Genomic DNA, 15678 nt, shown 5'->3' with positions numbered 1-15678 from the left:
AGCATCATGGCACTGGACCCTGCGCAGGCGCGAGAGCTGATCGAGGCGACCCATCCGGACCCGTTCTCGGTTCTGGGCCTGCATGAAGGGCAGATCGTCGCGATGGTGCCGGGGGCGGACCGGGTCTGGGCGCTCGGGGACGAAGAGGTGGAGCTCGAACCGGTGATCGCGGGGATCTTCGCGGGGCCATGGCGCGAGAAAGGCTATCGTCTGCGGGCGCAGAACGCGCAATCGACCTGGGATTTCGATGACCCTTACGGCTTCGACCCGGTGCTCGGCCCGATCGACGAATTCCTGATCGGGGAGGGCACTCACAAGCGGCTTTGGGAAAAGCTCGGGGCACATGCGATCACCCATCAGGGTGTCGAGGGCGTCCATTTCGCGGTCTGGGCCCCGAATGCGCGGCGCGTCTCGGTGGTGGGCGAGTTCAATTACTGGGACGGACGGCGCCACCAGATGCGGCGCATCGGCGCGACCGGGGTCTGGGAGATCTTCGTGCCCGGCATCCATCAGGGCGCGCTCTACAAATACGAACTCCTCGATGCCGCGGGAAAGCCTTTGCCGCTCAAGGCCGACCCGGTGGGGTTCGGGGCCGAGCATCCGCCCGCGCAGGCCTCGGTCGTGCGCAATCTCGGCCTGCATCATTTCGGCGATGCGCGCTGGTGCGACGAGCGCGCCGCGAAACACGAACGCCACGCGCCGATCTCGATCTACGAGGTCCATCTGGGCAGCTGGGTCCGGATCTGGGACGAGGGCGGGCGGCCGCTGAGCTATCACGAACTGGCCGAGAAGCTGGTCGACTATGTCTGCGACATGGGCTTCACCCATATCGAACTCCTGCCGATCACCGAGCATCCGTTCGACGGCTCCTGGGGCTACCAGCCGATCGGGCTTTACGCGCCGACGATCCGTCACGGACGACCCGAGGAATTCGCGGAATTCGTCGATGCAGCGCATCGGCGCGGGATCGGCGTGATCCTCGACTGGGTGCCGGGCCATTTCCCGACCGACGATCACGGCCTGCGCCGCTTTGACGGGACCGCGCTCTACGAACATGCAGATCCGAAAGAGGGCTTCCACCAGGACTGGAATACGCTGATCTACAATTACGGGCGGCGCGAAGTGTCGAATTACCTGCTCGCCAACGCGCTCTACTGGCTCGAGGAATATCACCTCGATGGCCTGCGCGTGGATGCGGTGGCCTCGATGCTCTATCGCGACTATTCGCGCGCCGAGGGCGAGTGGATCCCCAACAAATATGGCGGTCGCGAGAACCTTGAGGCGATCGCGTTCCTGCAGGCGATGAACGCGGCTTCCTATGGTGGCGCCGAAGGGATCATGACGGTGGCCGAGGAGAGCACCGCCTATCCCGGCGTCACACGCCCGGTCCACGATGGGGGGCTCGGTTTCGGCTACAAGTGGAACATGGGCTGGATGAACGACACGCTGCGCTATTTCGCGCGCGATCCCGTCTATCGCAAGCACCACCACGACGAGCTGACCTTCGCGAGCTCCTACATCTATTCCGAGAATTTCATCCTGCCGATCAGCCATGACGAGGTCGTGCACGGCAAGGGCTCGATGCTGGGCAAGATGCCGGGCAGTGAGGAGGAGAAATACGCGAACCTGCGTGCCTTCTACGCCTTCCAGTGGGCGCATCCGGGCAAGAAGCTCCTCTTCATGGGGCAGGAATTCGGCCAGTGGTCGGAATGGAGCCACGAGCGCGAACTCGACTGGTATCTGCTGCGCGACGGGCGCCATGCGGGGCTGCGCGATCTCCTGCGCGATCTCAACGGGCTCTACCGTGATCTGCCTGCGCTGCATTGGGGCGATTGCGATCCGGAGGGGTTCGCCTGGATCGAGGCCGACGATGCCGAGGCCTCCGTCTTCGTCTTCGAGCGGCGCGCGCCGGGGGCGGCCCCTGTCGTCGTCGCGGCCAATCTGACCCCGATCGAGCGCATCTATCGTCTCGGATTGCCCCATGAAGGCGAGTGGGTCGAGATCCTGAACACCGATTCCGCCCATTACGGCGGCGGCAATCGCGGAAATCTGGGGGCGGTGCGGGCAGAGGCCGAGGCGCAGTCACGGTGCGCTTGCAGTGCGGAGGTCTACTTGCCGCCGCTGTCGGTCGTGATGTTCACGCCGGTCTGATTGCGACGAAAGGGAGGGGAGAGGAAAGGATGAAGCCACAACCCAATACGCGCCTGAGCGCCCAGGCGATGGCCTTCGTGCTGGCGGGAGGCCGCGGGAGCCGCCTCAAGGAACTCACCGACCGGCGCGCGAAACCGGCGGTCTATTTCGGCGGCAAGACCCGGATCATCGATTTCGCGCTGTCGAACGCGCTCAATTCGGGCATCCGGAAAATGGCGATCGCGACGCAGTACAAGGCCCATTCGCTGATCCGGCATATCCAGCGCGGTTGGGATTTCTTCCGCGCCGAACGCAACGAATATCTCGACATCCTGCCCGCCTCGCAGCGCGTGCTCGAAAGCCGCTGGTATCGCGGCACCGCCGATGCGGTGGCGCAGAATATCGACATCATCGAGAGCTACGACGTCAAATACGTGATCATTCTGGCGGGCGACCACATCTACAAGATGGATTACGAGGTGATGCTGCGCGAGCATGTCGAGACGGCGGCGGATGTCACCATCGGCTGCCTGACCGTCCCGCGCGAGGAGGCGACCGCCTTCGGCGTGATGGCGGTCGACGAGACCGGCCAGATCACCGATTTCCTCGAAAAGCCCGCCGATCCGCCCGCGATGCCGGGCGATCCCGATCAGAGCCTCGCCTCGATGGGGATCTACGTCTTCGACTGGGTCTTCCTGCGCGAGCTGCTGCTCGAGGATATGGAGGACCCGGATTCGAGCCATGATTTCGGGAATGACCTGATCCCCGAGATCGTGAAGAACGGCAAGGCGATGGCGCATAAATTCTCGGATAGCTGCGTCACCTCCGGGCTCGAGACCGAACCCTATTGGCGCGATGTGGGCACGGTGGATGCCTTCTGGCGCGCGAATATCGACCTCACCGATTTCACCCCCAAGCTCGACCTCTACGACAACGAATGGCCGATCTGGACCTATGGCGAGATCGTGCCGCCGGCCAAGTTCATCCATGACGAGGAAGGGCGACGCGGAACGGCGATCTCGTCGCTCGTCGCGGGCGATTGCATCGTCTCGGGGGCAGAGGTGCGCAACTCGCTGCTCTTCACCGGGGTGCGGGCGCATAGCTATGCCACGCTCGAGGAAGCGGTGGTGCTGCCCTATGTCGATATCGCGCGGCATGCGCGGCTGTCGCGCTGCGTGATCGATCGCGGCGTGCATATCCCCGAAGGGCTGGTGGTGGGCGAGGATCCCGACGAGGACGAGAAATGGTTCCGGCGATCCGAGGGCGGGATCGTGCTGATCACGCAATCTATGCTCGACAAACGCGCGCAGGCGCTGGAATAGGAGCAGGCAAGGGGCGCTGCCCCCTCGGCGCGACTGCGCCTCACCCCCGGGATATTTGGGTCAAGAGGAAGCACAGCCGCTTCACCTAGAGTGAAATACCCCGGGGGGACCGCGAAGCGGGCGGGGGCAGCGCCCCATCTTTCGGCAAACGAAAAGGGCCCCGAATGGGGCCCTTTGTCTTAGAACGGGATCTCGTCGTCGAAATCGGGCCGGCCGCCGCCGCCGCCGCCGCCGGGGCCACCCGAGGAGGGGCCGCCATAACCGCCGCCCTCGTCATAGCCGCCGGGGCCGCCCGAGGACGGACCGCCATAGGAGCCGCCGCCACCGCCCGAGCCGCCGCCGTCACGGCCGTCGAGCAGGGTCAGTTCGCCGCGATAGGGGCGCAGCACGATCTCGGTCGAGTAACGGTCCTGGCCCGACTGGTCCTGCCATTTGCGGGTCTCGAGCTGGCCCTCGATATAGACCTTCGACCCCTTGCGCAGATATTGCTCGGCGATCTTGGCGAGCGGCTCGGAGAAGATCGCGACCGAATGCCATTCGGTGCGTTCCTTGCGCTCGCCGGTAGTGCGGTCGCGCCAGTTTTCCGACGTCGCGATGCGCAGGTTGCACACCCGGCCGCCATTGGAGAAGGTCCGCACTTCCGGGTCGCGCCCGAGATTTCCCACCAGAATGACCTTGTTGACGCTGCCTGCCATGCGTTCCTCCGAAAGCTGTGCAGCCCCGCTCGAGGGGGCCGCGATTCTCAATCCGTTCCAACGGGTATAGAGCAGCCATCCGCGGGAGAATAGGGGCGGTTCTTTGCCTGCCGTGGCGGGATCGCGGCGGATTTCCGCGTGCACCTTTGGTTGCAGGCGCGTGCCCCGCGCCGCTCTCCAACCTCGATGCGATGGCCGGCGCGGGATGGGGGCCCACAACAGGGACACCGGCGCCGGGATGGTCCCGCGCCGGCATCGTCATGAGAATGAGGAACGAGCCCATGAAGAAACTGACCCTGATCGCCGTATCGACCGCAATCGCCGCCACCGCGGCGCTGCCCGCGCTGGCGGAAAGCGCGGTCGCTGCGGGCACGGCGAAGACCCTCAAGACCCAGCTCACCAAGCAGGGCTACGAGGTGCGCCGCATGGAAATGGACAAGGGCCTGATCGAGGTCTACGCGCTCAAGAACGGCAAGCGCATGGAGCTCTTCTTCGACAAGAGCCTCAAGCAGGTGAAGGGCCAGGATTCCGACTGATCCGTCACGAGGCATCGCGCAGAAGGGCCGGGGGCGATCCCGGCCCTCATCTTCCCGCCAAGAAGGAGAGCCGTCATGGCACATCAGGACACGCTCCATACCGATTTCCCGGAACCGAAAGCCGAGCAGGCGCAGGGCGCGCATCGCGTCTGGGATCCGTTCGTGCGGATCTTCCACTGGTCGATCGTCGGGCTGTTCGGCGCGAATGCGCTCTTCACCTCGCCCAAGCACGATCTGCATCACTATATCGGCTACACGGTCGCGGGCCTTGTCGCCGCGCGCGTGCTCTGGGGTGTCATCGGGACGAGACATGCCCGGTTTTCCGACTTTCCGCCCTCGCCCTCGGGCGCGCTCACCCAGCTGAGCGACATGGCCAATGGCCGCCGTCACGCCCATATCGGGCATTCGCCGCTCGGGGCGCTGATGATCTACAACCTGCTCGCGACGCTTCTGGTGATCGCCGGGTCGGGCTGGCTGATGACGACCGACGCCTATTGGGGGGTCGCCTGGCCGAAGGAGGTTCACGAGGCGGCGGTGAACTGGGCGGAGATCTCGGTCGCGGCGCATGTCGCGGCGGTGGTCTTCGAGAGCCGCCGGTTGCGCGTCAACCTCGCCCGCGCGATGATTACCGGAAAGAAGGTATTCACCGGCGGCAGGAGATGACGCGCAAATGGCAATGGCGAGTGAGCGTGTCTCGCTCTGGACCCGGGAGGGCGCGCTCGCCGCGCTCATCCTGTTCCAGGCGATCTGCGCGTCTTTCTTTCTGGTCGACGTGCTCGAGGATATCCGCGACACCGGCCATTTTTCCGTTCTTCTCAATGTGGAGCTTTTCGCCAATCTCGGCCTGATGGGGGCGATCGTCGTCGAGGCGCGGGTGCTCTGGGCGATGTTACGGCGTCAGGCGATGTCGGACCGGGCGCTTTCGGCCGCGCAAGGCGCGATGGCCGAGCTGATGGAGAGCCAGTTCCGCTCCTGGGGGCTCACCACCTCGGAGGCGGATGTGGCGAGTTTCACGATCAAGGGCTTCTCGATCGCCGAGACGGCGGAGCTGCGCGGCTCTTCCGAGGCGACGGTGAAATCCCATCTCAACGCGGTCTACCGCAAGGCGGGCGTGTCGGGACGGGCGCAACTCGTCTCGGTCTTCGTCGAGGAACTCTTCGAGGGGCCGATCGGGCGCGGTGCAAAACCGCAACAGCCCGGAGTTTAACCGCATTCCGACCAGGGATCGGCGAGGCTTCGCCGATCCGTTTGCCGTTTCGGTTAACTTTCAAGCCGATTTGGGGTAACCTCACGCCCGGAACAGTGGATAGTGAAGTGCAGGTGCCATGCGTAAACTGGTGGGGGTTGCCGGTGCGGGGGTCGTTATCCTCTTCGCCGCAGGGATCGCGCAGGCCGATGGTCTGAAACTGAGCGGGAAATCGTCGAAATCGCGCACGATGCTGTTTCAAAACCAGCTTCGCGTTCTCGATACGCGCGCGTCGCAGCAATACGAACATTCGACGCGGTTCAAGCCCGACGCGAAGAAACTGGCGGGCGCGAGCGGGTCCGATGTCGTGCCGCGCTATCAGGGCAACTATCGCGGGCGCTATCTGAGCGTGGCGAAGGCCGCGGCCGATCGTTACCGCATTCCCGGAGATCTCTTCCTGCGCCTGATCCAGCAGGAGAGCGGCTGGAACCCGAATGCGCGCTCGCACAAAGGGGCGCGGGGGCTTGCGCAGCTCATGCCGGCGACCGCGGCGAAGCTGGGCGTGGACTTCTCCGATCCCGCGCAGAATCTCGATGGCGGCGCGCGCTACCTGCGGATGATGTATGACCGGTTTGGAAGCTGGCGGCTGGCGCTGGCCGCCTATAATGCGGGGCCGGAGGCGGTGGACAAGCATAACGGCGTGCCGCCCTATCGCGAGACGCGCAATTATGTCCGGGTGATCCTGGGCGGTTGATCCGAAGAAAAGCGAAAAAAGCCCCGCCAACCGAGAGGTTGCGGGGCTTTCTTGATGTCATGCGCCAAGATCGGCGCGCAAGGCATTGATATTACGGAATGATCCGCGTGTATTTCGTTCCGGCGAGCGAGGCGCCCGCGATCAGGCCGGCCTGGCCGAAGACCAGCGCGATCACCGGCGCGGTCGAGGTCAGGGTGGAGGCCGCGATCGCACCGCCGCGATCGGGCAGCGCATAGCGCGCATCCGCGCCGAGCTGCCAGCCGTCCGAGCGCCGGAAATCGGCAAGCGCCTCGGGGGTCATGAAGAACAGCGCATGCGCATATTGCTGCGCGCCGATCTGCAGCCCGAAGCTCGCGGCCGCCGCCGCGTAGTAGTCGACCGTGACATTGTTGATCCGCAGCGCACCTTGCCCGAAAGCCCCGCCGAAGCCGAAGCTCGCCTCGGTCATCAAGGGCATCCACAACACGCCGACCGACTTGGTCTCGAGGTCCTGGGTGCCGGGATATTTCGTCAGAAGGTAGTTTCGCGTCGCGTCGACGCGCGCGTCGAGCCGGCTCGCTCCCGCGCTGCCGATCCCGTTGCCGCAGGCCGCAAGCGTCAGCCCCGCGCCGCCCATCGCCAGAAGGCTTCGTCTCGAAATCATGCTCATCCTGTCCATAGCTCCGCTCGATTGTGCCCGGTTCCGGCCGGGCCATGCATGGTCTTATCCTGACCTGTCCCCACAACTTATAGCGTAACAGGCCCCGACTGTCACTTCTCCTTGAGAAACGTCACGGTTTTGTGGCGAGACGCCGCTCAGCCTTGTGCGAGAAGCCGTGCCGCGGCGGGGGCGAAATAGGTCAGGACCCCGTCGCAACCCGCGCGCCGGAAGCTCATCAGGCTTTCCAGCATCACCTTGTCATGATCGAGCCAGCCATTGTTCACCGCCGCCATCATCATCGCGTATTCGCCCGACACCTGGTAGGCATAGGTCGGCACGCCGAATTGGTCCTTCACCCGGCGGCAGATGTCGAGATAGGGCATGCCCGGCTTGACCATCACCATGTCCGCGCCTTCGGCGAGATCGCGCGCCACCAGCCGGATCGCCTCGTCGGAATTGCCCGGATTCATCTGGTAGGTCTTCTTGTCGCCCTTGAGCGCGCCCGATGCGCCCACCGCATCGCGGAACGGCCCGTAGAAGCCGGAGGCGTATTTCGCGGCATAGGAGAGGATCGTCACCTCCGAATGGCCCGCATCCTCGAGCGCCGCGCGCATCGCGGCGATCCGCCCGTCCATCATGTCCGAGGGACCGAGGATATCCGCGCCCGCCTCGGCCTGCGCCAGCGCCATCTTCACCAGGCATTCGACGGTCTCGTCGTTCAGGATCACGCCGTCGCGCACCAGCCCGTCATGGCCGTTCGCGTTATAGGGATCGAGCGCGATATCGGTCATGATCGCGATCTCGGGCACCGCTGCCTTGATCGCCCGGATCACACGGTTGGTGATGTTGTCGGGGTTCCACGCCTCTTCGCAGGCCTCGGTCTTCACCGCCGGATCGGTATAGGGAAAGAGGCAGATCGCGGGGATGCCGAGCGTCGCGGCCTCTTCGGCTGCCTTCACCGCGCCCTCGAGCGTGCGGCGGAACACGCCGGGCATCGAGGGCACCTCCACATCGGCGCCCGGGACATCGGTGATGAAGATCGGCCAGATCATGTCCTTCACGCTCAACCGGTGTTCCTGGGCGAGATCGCGCAGGGCCTGACTGCGGCGCATCCGGCGCAGGCGGGTCTGGGGGAAGGGCGGAAGGATCGGGTTCATCGCAGTGGCTCCTCTGGCTTGGGCAAAGGGGTGCCACGGATCGCGCGGGCAGGCAAGCGGGCGGGGCAGCACGGCGGGTCGGTCACGGGAGAGTGTGTGCCGCGCAACGGACTTTCGCTTCGCCCCGCGCTGGTCTATCTCTTCTGAACCAAGAAATTCCGAGAGGCCCGACGCGTGCAAGTCATTGAATTGATCGCCCGACTGATCGATCTGCGGAGTTTCGCCAATCTGTGGTACTGGATCGCGCTGGCCGTCGTCTGGTCCTCGGCCTCGCATTGGGTTCTCGGGGTTCCCTGGGACATGGTGGGGCGCGCGCGCCGCAAGGGAGGCGAGAGCGCCGAGGATCTCGTGGCGATGGCGCGGCTCAACGCGCGCAGGCTCAACCGGATCCGGCGCGATGCGGGGTTCTCGATGGCGATGAGCATCCCGTTCCTGCTCTCCTTCCTCGCGATCACCGGCTTTTTCTACGGCTCGGAGACCGCGCAGGCGATCACGCTTCTGCTCGCGCCGCTGATGATCGTCTTCGGGATCAGCCTGCGCCTGGCGCAACGTCTCGAGGCTGCGATCGAGGCCGGCGCGGGGGCGGATGTCGTGATCTCGGCCCTCGCGCGCCACCGGATCAGCGTGCAGGCGGTGGGCGTGCTCGCCATCGTGATCGCTTCGCTCTGGGGCATGTTCCAGAACCTGAGCTACCACCAGATGATCTGAGCGGACTTGACACCGCGCGCAAGCCCGATAGGTCGCTTTCTCATGGAGCATTTTATTCTCTCGGGCGCCCCGGAGGGTTTTGACGCGGCTCTGCTCGCGAAGGAACTCGGCAAGGGCAAATCGGTGATCCACGTCGCGCGCGACGACAGGCGCCTTGCGGCGATGCGCGGCGCGCTGGCCTTCTTCGCGCCCGAGGCGGTGGTGCTGGACTTCCCGGCCTGGGACTGTCTGCCCTATGACCGGGTCTCGCCCAATGCCGATATCTCGGCCACCCGGATGGCGACGCTCGCGGCGCTGGCCGCGGGGATGCCCGGGCCCTTCGTGCTTTTGACGACGCTGTCGGCGGCGATGCAGCGTGTCCCTGCGCGCGAGGTGCTCGCGGGGGCGAGTTTCTCGGCGCAGGTCGGCAAGCGCATCGACGAGGGGGCCTTGCGCGATTTCCTCGTCCGGATGGGTTTCTCGCAGGCCTCGACCGTGTCGGAGCCCGGCGATTACGCGATCCGCGGCGGCATCATCGACATCTTCCCGCCGGGCGAGGGCGGCCCGGTGCGGCTCGATCTCTTCGGCGACGTGCTCGACGAGGCGCGCCGCTTCGATCCGGTCAGCCAGCGCACCACCGAGAAGCTCTCGGGCGTCGAGCTGGCCCCGGTCTCCGAGGTGATCCTCGACGAGGCCGCGATCACCCGGTTCCGGCAGAATTACCGCATCGAGTTCGGCTCGGGCGGTGCGGAAGACCCGCTTTACGAGGCGGTGTCGGCGGGGCGCAAGCAGGCGGGGATGGAGCATTGGCTGGGCTTCTTCCACGACCGGCTCGAGACGATCTTCGACTATCTTCCCGAGGCGAGCGTGATGCTCGACGATCAGATCGGTCCGCAGCAGGGAAGCCGCTGGGAAGGGATCGAGGATCAATACGACACCCGGCGCGAGGCGATGACGCGGCGCGACCGGCTGGATTCGGTCTACAAACCCGCGCCGCCGGGACTGCTCTATCTCGACCCGGAGGGCTGGAAGACGACGCTCGCACCCCTGCGCGTGCTCAGCCTTCAGGTCAACGCCGCGCCGCCCGGACCGGGCATCCTCAATGCGGGCGGGCGGATCGGTCGCAATTTCGCGCCCGAGCGCAAGGTCGAAACGGTCAGCCTTTTCAGCGCCTTGAAGGATCAAGTTCAGGCACGTCTCAGCGACGGTCCGGTGGTGATCGCGAGCTGGTCCGAGGGCGCACGCGAACGCCTGAAAGGACTGATGGAGGATGAGGGGCTGATCGGCGCCAAGCTGATCGGGGATGCGCGCGAGATCGATGCCGGCCTCAATCTCACGGTCTGGCCGCTCGACGAGGGGTTCGAGGCCCCGCGCGACGGCAAACAGCTCACCGTGATCTCCGAGCAGGATGTGCTGGGCGAGCGCCTCGTCTCGAAGCCGCGGCGCAAGCGCAAGGCCGAGAACTTCCTGACCGAGCACACGACGCTCTCGCCGGGCGATCTCGTCGTGCATGTCGATCACGGCGTCGGGCGCTACAAGGGGCTCGAGACGGTCGAGGCGCTCGGCGCGCCGCATGATTGCGTGCTGCTCGAATATGCGGGCGGCGACCGGCTTTACCTGCCGGTCGAGAATATCGAGCTGCTCAGCCGCTACGGCCATGAGGAAGGCCTTCTCGACAAGCTCGGCGGCGGCGCCTGGCAGGCGAAGAAGGCCAAGCTCAAGGAGCGCATCCGCCAGATCGCCGACAAGCTGATGCGGATCGCGGCCGAACGCTACCTGCGCGCCGGCCCGATCCTCGAGGCGCCGCATCACGAATGGGAAGCCTTCGCCGCGCGCTTCCCCTATACCGAGACCGACGACCAGATGGCCGCGATCGAGGATGTCGCCGCGGATCTGAAATCGGGCACGCCGATGGACCGCCTCGTGGTCGGCGATGTCGGCTTCGGCAAGACCGAGGTGGCGATGCGCGCAGCCTTCATCGCCGCCCAATCGGGGATGCAGGTCGCGGTGATCGCGCCCACGACGCTGCTTGCGCGCCAGCACTTCCAGACCTTTTCCGAGCGTTTCCGCGGCACCGCGATCACCGTACGTCCGCTGTCGCGCTTCGTCTCGGCCAAGCAGGCGGCGCAGACCCGGCAGGGTCTCGCCGAGGGCACGGTGGATATCGTCGTGGGCACCCATGCGGTCCTCGCCAAGACGGTGAAATTCGCCAATCTCGGCCTGCTGGTGATCGACGAGGAGCAGCATTTCGGCGTGCAGCACAAGGAACGCCTGAAGGACATGCGTTCCGAGATCCACGTCCTCACCCTGACCGCGACCCCGATCCCGCGCACGCTGCAGCTTTCGCTGACCGGGGTGCGCGACCTCTCGGTGATCGGCACGCCCCCCGTCGACCGGCTCGCGATCCGCACCTATGTCAGCGAGTTCGACACGGTGACGATCCGCGAGGCGTTGCTGCGCGAACATTACCGCGGCGGGCAGAGCTTCTATGTCGTGCCGCGGATTTCCGATCTGCCGGAGATCGAAGAGTTCTTGAAGACGCATGTCCCGGAGGTGAAATATCTCGTAGCTCACGGCCAGATGGCGGCGGGCGAGCTCGATGAGCGGATGAACGCCTTCTATGACGGCAAATACGACGTGCTGCTCGCGACGACCATCGTCGAGAGCGGGCTCGACATCCCCACCGCCAACACGATGGTGGTGCACCGCGCCGACATGTTCGGCCTGTCGCAGCTCTACCAGATCCGCGGCCGGGTCGGGCGCGCCAAGACCCGCGCCTATTGCTACCTGACGACGAAGCCGCGCATGCCGCTCACGCCCCAGGCACAGAAACGCCTGCGCCTGCTGGGCTCGCTCGACAGCCTGGGCGCGGGCTTCAACCTCGCGAGCCAGGATCTCGACCTGCGCGGCGCGGGCAATCTGCTGGGCGAGGAACAGTCGGGCCATATCCGCGAGGTGGGCTACGAGCTCTACCAGTCCATGCTCGAAGAGACGATCTCGAAGCTGAAATCGGGCGAGCTGACCGAGACCGCGGATGGCGACTGGTCGCCGCAGATCAACCTCGGCGTGCCGGTGATGATCCCCGAGAGCTACGTCCCCGATCTCGACGTGCGGCTCGGGCTCTATCGCCGGCTCTCCTCTCTGACCACCAAGGTCGAGCTCGAGGGCTTCGCGGCGGAACTCATCGACCGGTTCGGGGAGCTGCCCAGAGAGGTGAACACGCTTCTTCTGGTGGTGCGGATCAAGGCGATGTGCAAGCGCGCGATGATCGGACGTCTCGATGCGGGCCCGAAAGGCGCGACGGTGCAGTTCCACAACGACAAGTTTCCCAATCCCGCGGGGCTCGTGGAATTCCTCACCGCGCAGCGCGATCTGGCCAGGGTGAAGGACAACAAGCTCGTCATCCGCCGCGACTGGAAGAACGACAAGGACAAGATCCGCGGCGCCTTCGCGATCGCGCGCGATCTCGCCGAAAAGGTCGTCGCGATGGAAAAGAAGAAAGCCTGAAGGGGCTCTGCCCCCGGCTGCCTGCCGGCAGCCTCCCCCGGGATATTTCCGGGCATTTGGAAGAGACTGTCCGCTTCCTCTTGATCCAAATATCCCGGGGTGAATTCGCGTCAGCGAAGAGGGGCAGCGCCCCTTTCCCTCATTCCTGCGTCTTGCGGATCAGCCACCAGGCGAGGCTCGAACAGATCAGCGTCGCGCTGACCATCGGCAGGGCCGTGCCGTTGAAGGCGAGGCCCACCGGGACCGCGATCGCAACCGCGCCGACCGTGGAGATCGCGGTCACCAGCGAGGCCGCCATTCCCGCGATATGCCCCATCCGTTCGAGGGCGAGCGCGTTGAGATTGCCGAAGGTGACGCCCGCCATCCAGAACACGCTCACCGTATAGAGGAAGATGAACGGAAAGCCGGCGCTGCCATCGGTGAAGCCCGCCAGAACGAGCCCCATCATCACGCTCGAGACGCCGATCTGCATGAGATAGGACCCTTTCACGATCCGCCGCATCCCGAGATGCATCACGAAACGCGCATTGAAGACCGCGCCCGTGCCGGCCATCAGCGCGCCGATCGCGAACCAGAGCGGGAAGGTCTCGCGCACGCCATGCGCGGCATAGAGCTGCGGCGCGGTGGAGAGCAGTGCGAACATCTGCCCGAAGCCCAGCGTCAGGGTGACGATGTAGAGGCGCACGTCGGAATGGGCGAGCACCTCGCGCGCGGCTTCGCCGAGCTTGGAAAGGCTCAGCGGGCGGCGGTGTTCGGGGGGGAGCGTTTCGGGTTGGCGCAGGTTGAGCCAGCTCACCCCGATCAGGCCGAAGGCCATGAAGGCCCAGAACACGCCGCGCCACCCGGCCGCCGCGATCACCAGCGATCCGATCGAGGGGGCGACGGCGGGGACGAGGATGAAGATCATCATGATGAAGGAGGTGACCTTCGCCATTTCGCGCCCCTTGAAGAGGTCGCGCACCAGCGCCATCACGGTGATCCGCGGACCTGCCGCGCCGATCCCCTGAAGCACGCGCGCCGCGAGCAGCGCCTCGAGGCTTTGCGCATGGGCGGCGGTGAAGGCCGCGACGAGATAGATCGCGATCCCGCCATTGATCGTGCGTTTGCGCCCGATCGCATCCGAGATCGGGCCCGCGACGAAGGTGCCGATCCCCATCCCGAGCACGAAGGCGCTCAGCACGAGCTGCGCGCGGTTGACCGCGTCGGGGCTCAGCTCAGCCGCGATCTGCGGCAGCGCGGGCAGCATCGCGTCGATCGAGAAGGCGACCGTCGCGACGAGCGAGGCGAGCATCACCGTCAGCTCGGGCAGGGAAAGGGGGCTGCGCGCGCGGGGCGCATCGGGGCTGTAGGCCATGTCGGACCGGACTTTCGTCATGAAGGGAATGCCGTCCACAATAGGCATCTGGGCGGCATTGGCCAGTGCGCGGCGCGCGCAGCGTCCTGTGCGCGGGCGCGGAGGAAGGAACTCAGTGCCGGGTCGCTGCGGGTGGCGCGCCCGAGAGCTCGTCGATCACCTTGAGCCAGAGCTCGGTGGGCTGCGCCCCGGTCACCAGATGACGGCCCGCGACGATGGCGCTCGGCACCGCGGTGATCCCGCGCTCGCGCGCATGTTCCTCCTTGGCGGCGATCGTGTCGCGATCGGCATCGGAGGCGAGCAGCCGTTCGACGACCCCGCGCTCCATCCCCTTCGCCCCGGCAATCTCGCCCAGGACTGCGTGATCGCCGATATCGAGCCCCTCGCGCCAATGCGCATCGAGCAGCGCCGCCATCACCGCTTCCTGAACGCCCTCGATCCCGGCCCAGTGCAGCAGGCGGTGCGCGTCGCGCGTATTGGGCTGATGGGTGACGCGTTCGGGATGGAAATCATAGCCCTCGGCCTCGGCGATCTCGAGCAGCTGCACATGCATCTGTGCCGCGCCGTCCTGACCGAATTTGGCCTGCAGGTATTCGGCGCGCGGCATCCCTTCGGGCGGCAGCGTGGGGTTGAGCTCGAATGGCTGCCAGGCGCGCACGAACGGATGTCCGGGGCGTTCGGCGAAGGCCCGGTCGAGCCGCGCCTTGCCGATGAAACACCAGGGGCAGACCGGATCGGCGAAGATATCAAGCGTGATCATGGGCGATCTCCTCTTGCCACTGCGCCCGCAGGCTGGCGCGCAGGATCTTTCCGTTTCGGTTACGCGGAAGGGCCGCGACATGGCGATAGGCCCGCGGCTGCTTGTAGCGCGCGAGCACGTCCTGCGCATGGGCTTTCAGCGTCTCGGGGCTGGCCCCGCCGGTATAGGCGAGCCCGATCACGGTCGCATCGGCCTTGACCGCGATCTCGACCGCGGCGACCTCGCCCGCGCCGGGGCAGCCATGCATCGCCTCCTCGATCTCGATCGGCGAGATCCGGAAGCCGCCAGCATTGAGCATGTCATGGCCGCGCCCGAGATAGGTGATCGCGCCGTCTTCCGCCATCGCCACCGTGTCGCCTGTCACGAACCATTCGCCCTGCCGCCGCGCGGCGCTTTCCTCGGGCGCGTTCCAGTAGCCGAGATAGAGCCCCGGATCGCTCGCATGCACCGCAAGCGTGCCGGGGGTGCCGCGCGGAACCGGCGCGCCGTCCTCGCCCAGCACCGCGACCCGGCGGCCGGGCTGCGGATAGCCGGTCGTGCCGGGCGGGGCAGGGTGGTCGGGGCAGCCCGAGATGAAGGTCGAGCATTCCGACATGCCGAGCGCCTCGTAAACATTCGTCCCCGTGGCCGCGGTCCAGGCCGCGCGGGTGGGCTCGGGCAATGCCTCGCCCGCGCTCAGCCCGTGGCGCAGCTTCGGCAGGTCGAGCTTCGCGTGATCGCGAAGGATCTGGCGATAGATGCCGGGCGCGGCGGCGAAGATCGTCGCGTCGAAGCGGCGCATCAGAAGCGGCAGGGCGCGCGGCTCGACCCCTTCGGCGGGGATCAGCGCGGTCGCGCCCAGCGTCCAGGGATCCATCAGGCCGGTGCCCAGCGTATAGGTCCAGTTGAAGGGGTCTGCTGCCGGACGGTGCTAAATCCTACGCTAAGCTCTTTTCGGCCACCTGTACTCC

At 66.0% G+C, this 15678-nt stretch carries 14 protein-coding genes and 1 pseudogene; 8 read left to right on the top strand and 7 right to left on the bottom strand.

All coding sequences use genetic code 11. The annotated features are described in order from the left end of the window. Window positions 1–6 precede the first annotated feature (6 nt). Complete coding sequence (gene glgB / locus DW2_RS07645; protein ID WP_038145180.1) at window positions 7–2151, top strand: 1,4-alpha-glucan branching protein GlgB; 2145 nt, start codon at window positions 7–9, stop codon at window positions 2149–2151. A 29-nt stretch (window positions 2152–2180) separates the two neighbouring features. Then, a complete protein-coding gene (gene glgC, locus DW2_RS07640; RefSeq protein WP_038145179.1) occupies window positions 2181–3452 on the top strand; it encodes a glucose-1-phosphate adenylyltransferase in 1272 nt (423 codons plus the stop codon). Between the two features lie 179 nt (window positions 3453–3631). Here glgC and ssb read toward each other — a convergent pair whose 3' ends face one another. Continuing rightward, entirely contained in the window at window positions 3632–4147 is a 516-nt protein-coding gene (ssb, locus tag DW2_RS07635) for a single-stranded DNA-binding protein (protein ID WP_038145178.1), read from the bottom strand. 281 nt (window positions 4148–4428) lie between these two features. Here ssb and DW2_RS07630 point away from each other — a divergent pair, with 281 nt between their 5' ends. The 4 genes from DW2_RS07630 (at window position 4429) to DW2_RS07615 (ending at window position 6623) form a co-directional block, all read left to right on the top strand. After that, on the top strand, window positions 4429–4683 hold the full coding sequence (locus DW2_RS07630; protein WP_038145176.1) for a PepSY domain-containing protein: 255 nt from the start codon (window positions 4429–4431) through the stop codon (window positions 4681–4683). 75 nt (window positions 4684–4758) lie between these two features. Then, on the top strand, window positions 4759–5346 hold the full coding sequence (locus tag DW2_RS07625; RefSeq protein ID WP_081874901.1) for a cytochrome b/b6 domain-containing protein: 588 nt from the start codon (window positions 4759–4761) through the stop codon (window positions 5344–5346). 7 nt (window positions 5347–5353) lie between these two features. Next, window positions 5354–5890 (top strand): helix-turn-helix transcriptional regulator, encoded by a 537-nt coding sequence (locus tag DW2_RS07620; protein ID WP_238321287.1) that lies wholly within the window; start codon window positions 5354–5356, stop codon window positions 5888–5890. A gap of 118 nt (window positions 5891–6008) precedes the next feature. Next, window positions 6009–6623, top strand: a complete 615-nt coding sequence (locus tag DW2_RS07615; protein WP_038145172.1) for a lytic transglycosylase domain-containing protein — start codon at window positions 6009–6011, stop codon at window positions 6621–6623. A gap of 91 nt (window positions 6624–6714) precedes the next feature. On the opposite strand, the gene DW2_RS07610 is transcribed toward DW2_RS07615, so the two are convergent. Next, complete coding sequence (locus DW2_RS07610) at window positions 6715–7272, bottom strand: lipid-binding SYLF domain-containing protein (protein ID WP_038145413.1); 558 nt, start codon at window positions 7270–7272, stop codon at window positions 6715–6717. Between the two features lie 146 nt (window positions 7273–7418). After that, window positions 7419–8420, bottom strand: a complete 1002-nt coding sequence (gene hemB / locus DW2_RS07605; RefSeq protein ID WP_038145171.1) for a porphobilinogen synthase — start codon at window positions 8418–8420, stop codon at window positions 7419–7421. A gap of 174 nt (window positions 8421–8594) precedes the next feature. Here hemB and DW2_RS07600 point away from each other — a divergent pair, with 174 nt between their 5' ends. Together DW2_RS07600 and mfd are read left to right on the top strand one after the other, a co-directional pair. Then, complete coding sequence (locus DW2_RS07600) at window positions 8595–9128, top strand: hypothetical protein (RefSeq protein WP_038145170.1); 534 nt, start codon at window positions 8595–8597, stop codon at window positions 9126–9128. A gap of 42 nt (window positions 9129–9170) precedes the next feature. Next, window positions 9171–12614, top strand: a complete 3444-nt coding sequence (gene mfd / locus DW2_RS07595; RefSeq protein WP_038145168.1) for a transcription-repair coupling factor — start codon at window positions 9171–9173, stop codon at window positions 12612–12614. Between the two features lie 139 nt (window positions 12615–12753). On the opposite strand, the gene DW2_RS07590 is transcribed toward mfd, so the two are convergent. The 4 genes and pseudogenes from DW2_RS07590 to DW2_RS20335 form a co-directional block, all read right to left on the bottom strand. Further along, window positions 12754–14016, bottom strand: coding sequence for a multidrug effflux MFS transporter (locus tag DW2_RS07590; protein WP_238321286.1), 1263 nt, complete (start codon window positions 14014–14016; stop codon window positions 12754–12756). 64 nt (window positions 14017–14080) lie between these two features. Continuing rightward, window positions 14081–14728 carry a DsbA family oxidoreductase gene (locus DW2_RS07585; RefSeq protein ID WP_038145167.1) on the bottom strand — a complete coding sequence of 216 codons (648 nt, stop codon included), beginning with the start codon at window positions 14726–14728 and terminating at the stop codon, window positions 14081–14083. Further along, window positions 14715–15026: an AMP-binding enzyme gene (locus DW2_RS20340; RefSeq protein WP_337588237.1), complete on the bottom strand. Its 312-nt coding sequence runs from the start codon at window positions 15024–15026 to the stop codon at window positions 14715–14717. The genes DW2_RS07585 and DW2_RS20340 overlap by 14 nt, the downstream gene beginning before the upstream one ends. 123 nt (window positions 15027–15149) lie before the next feature. Continuing rightward, window positions 15150–15608 (bottom strand): annotated as a pseudogene (locus tag DW2_RS20335) (AMP-binding protein); the annotation flags it as partial. Window positions 15609–15678 lie beyond the last annotated feature (70 nt).

The organism is Thioclava atlantica (genome assembly GCF_000737065.1).
Classification (GTDB): Bacteria; Pseudomonadota; Alphaproteobacteria; order Rhodobacterales; family Rhodobacteraceae; genus Thioclava; species Thioclava atlantica.
Note: the sequence above shows the minus strand (reverse complement) of the source record. Positions and strands in the feature narration are given on the sequence as shown.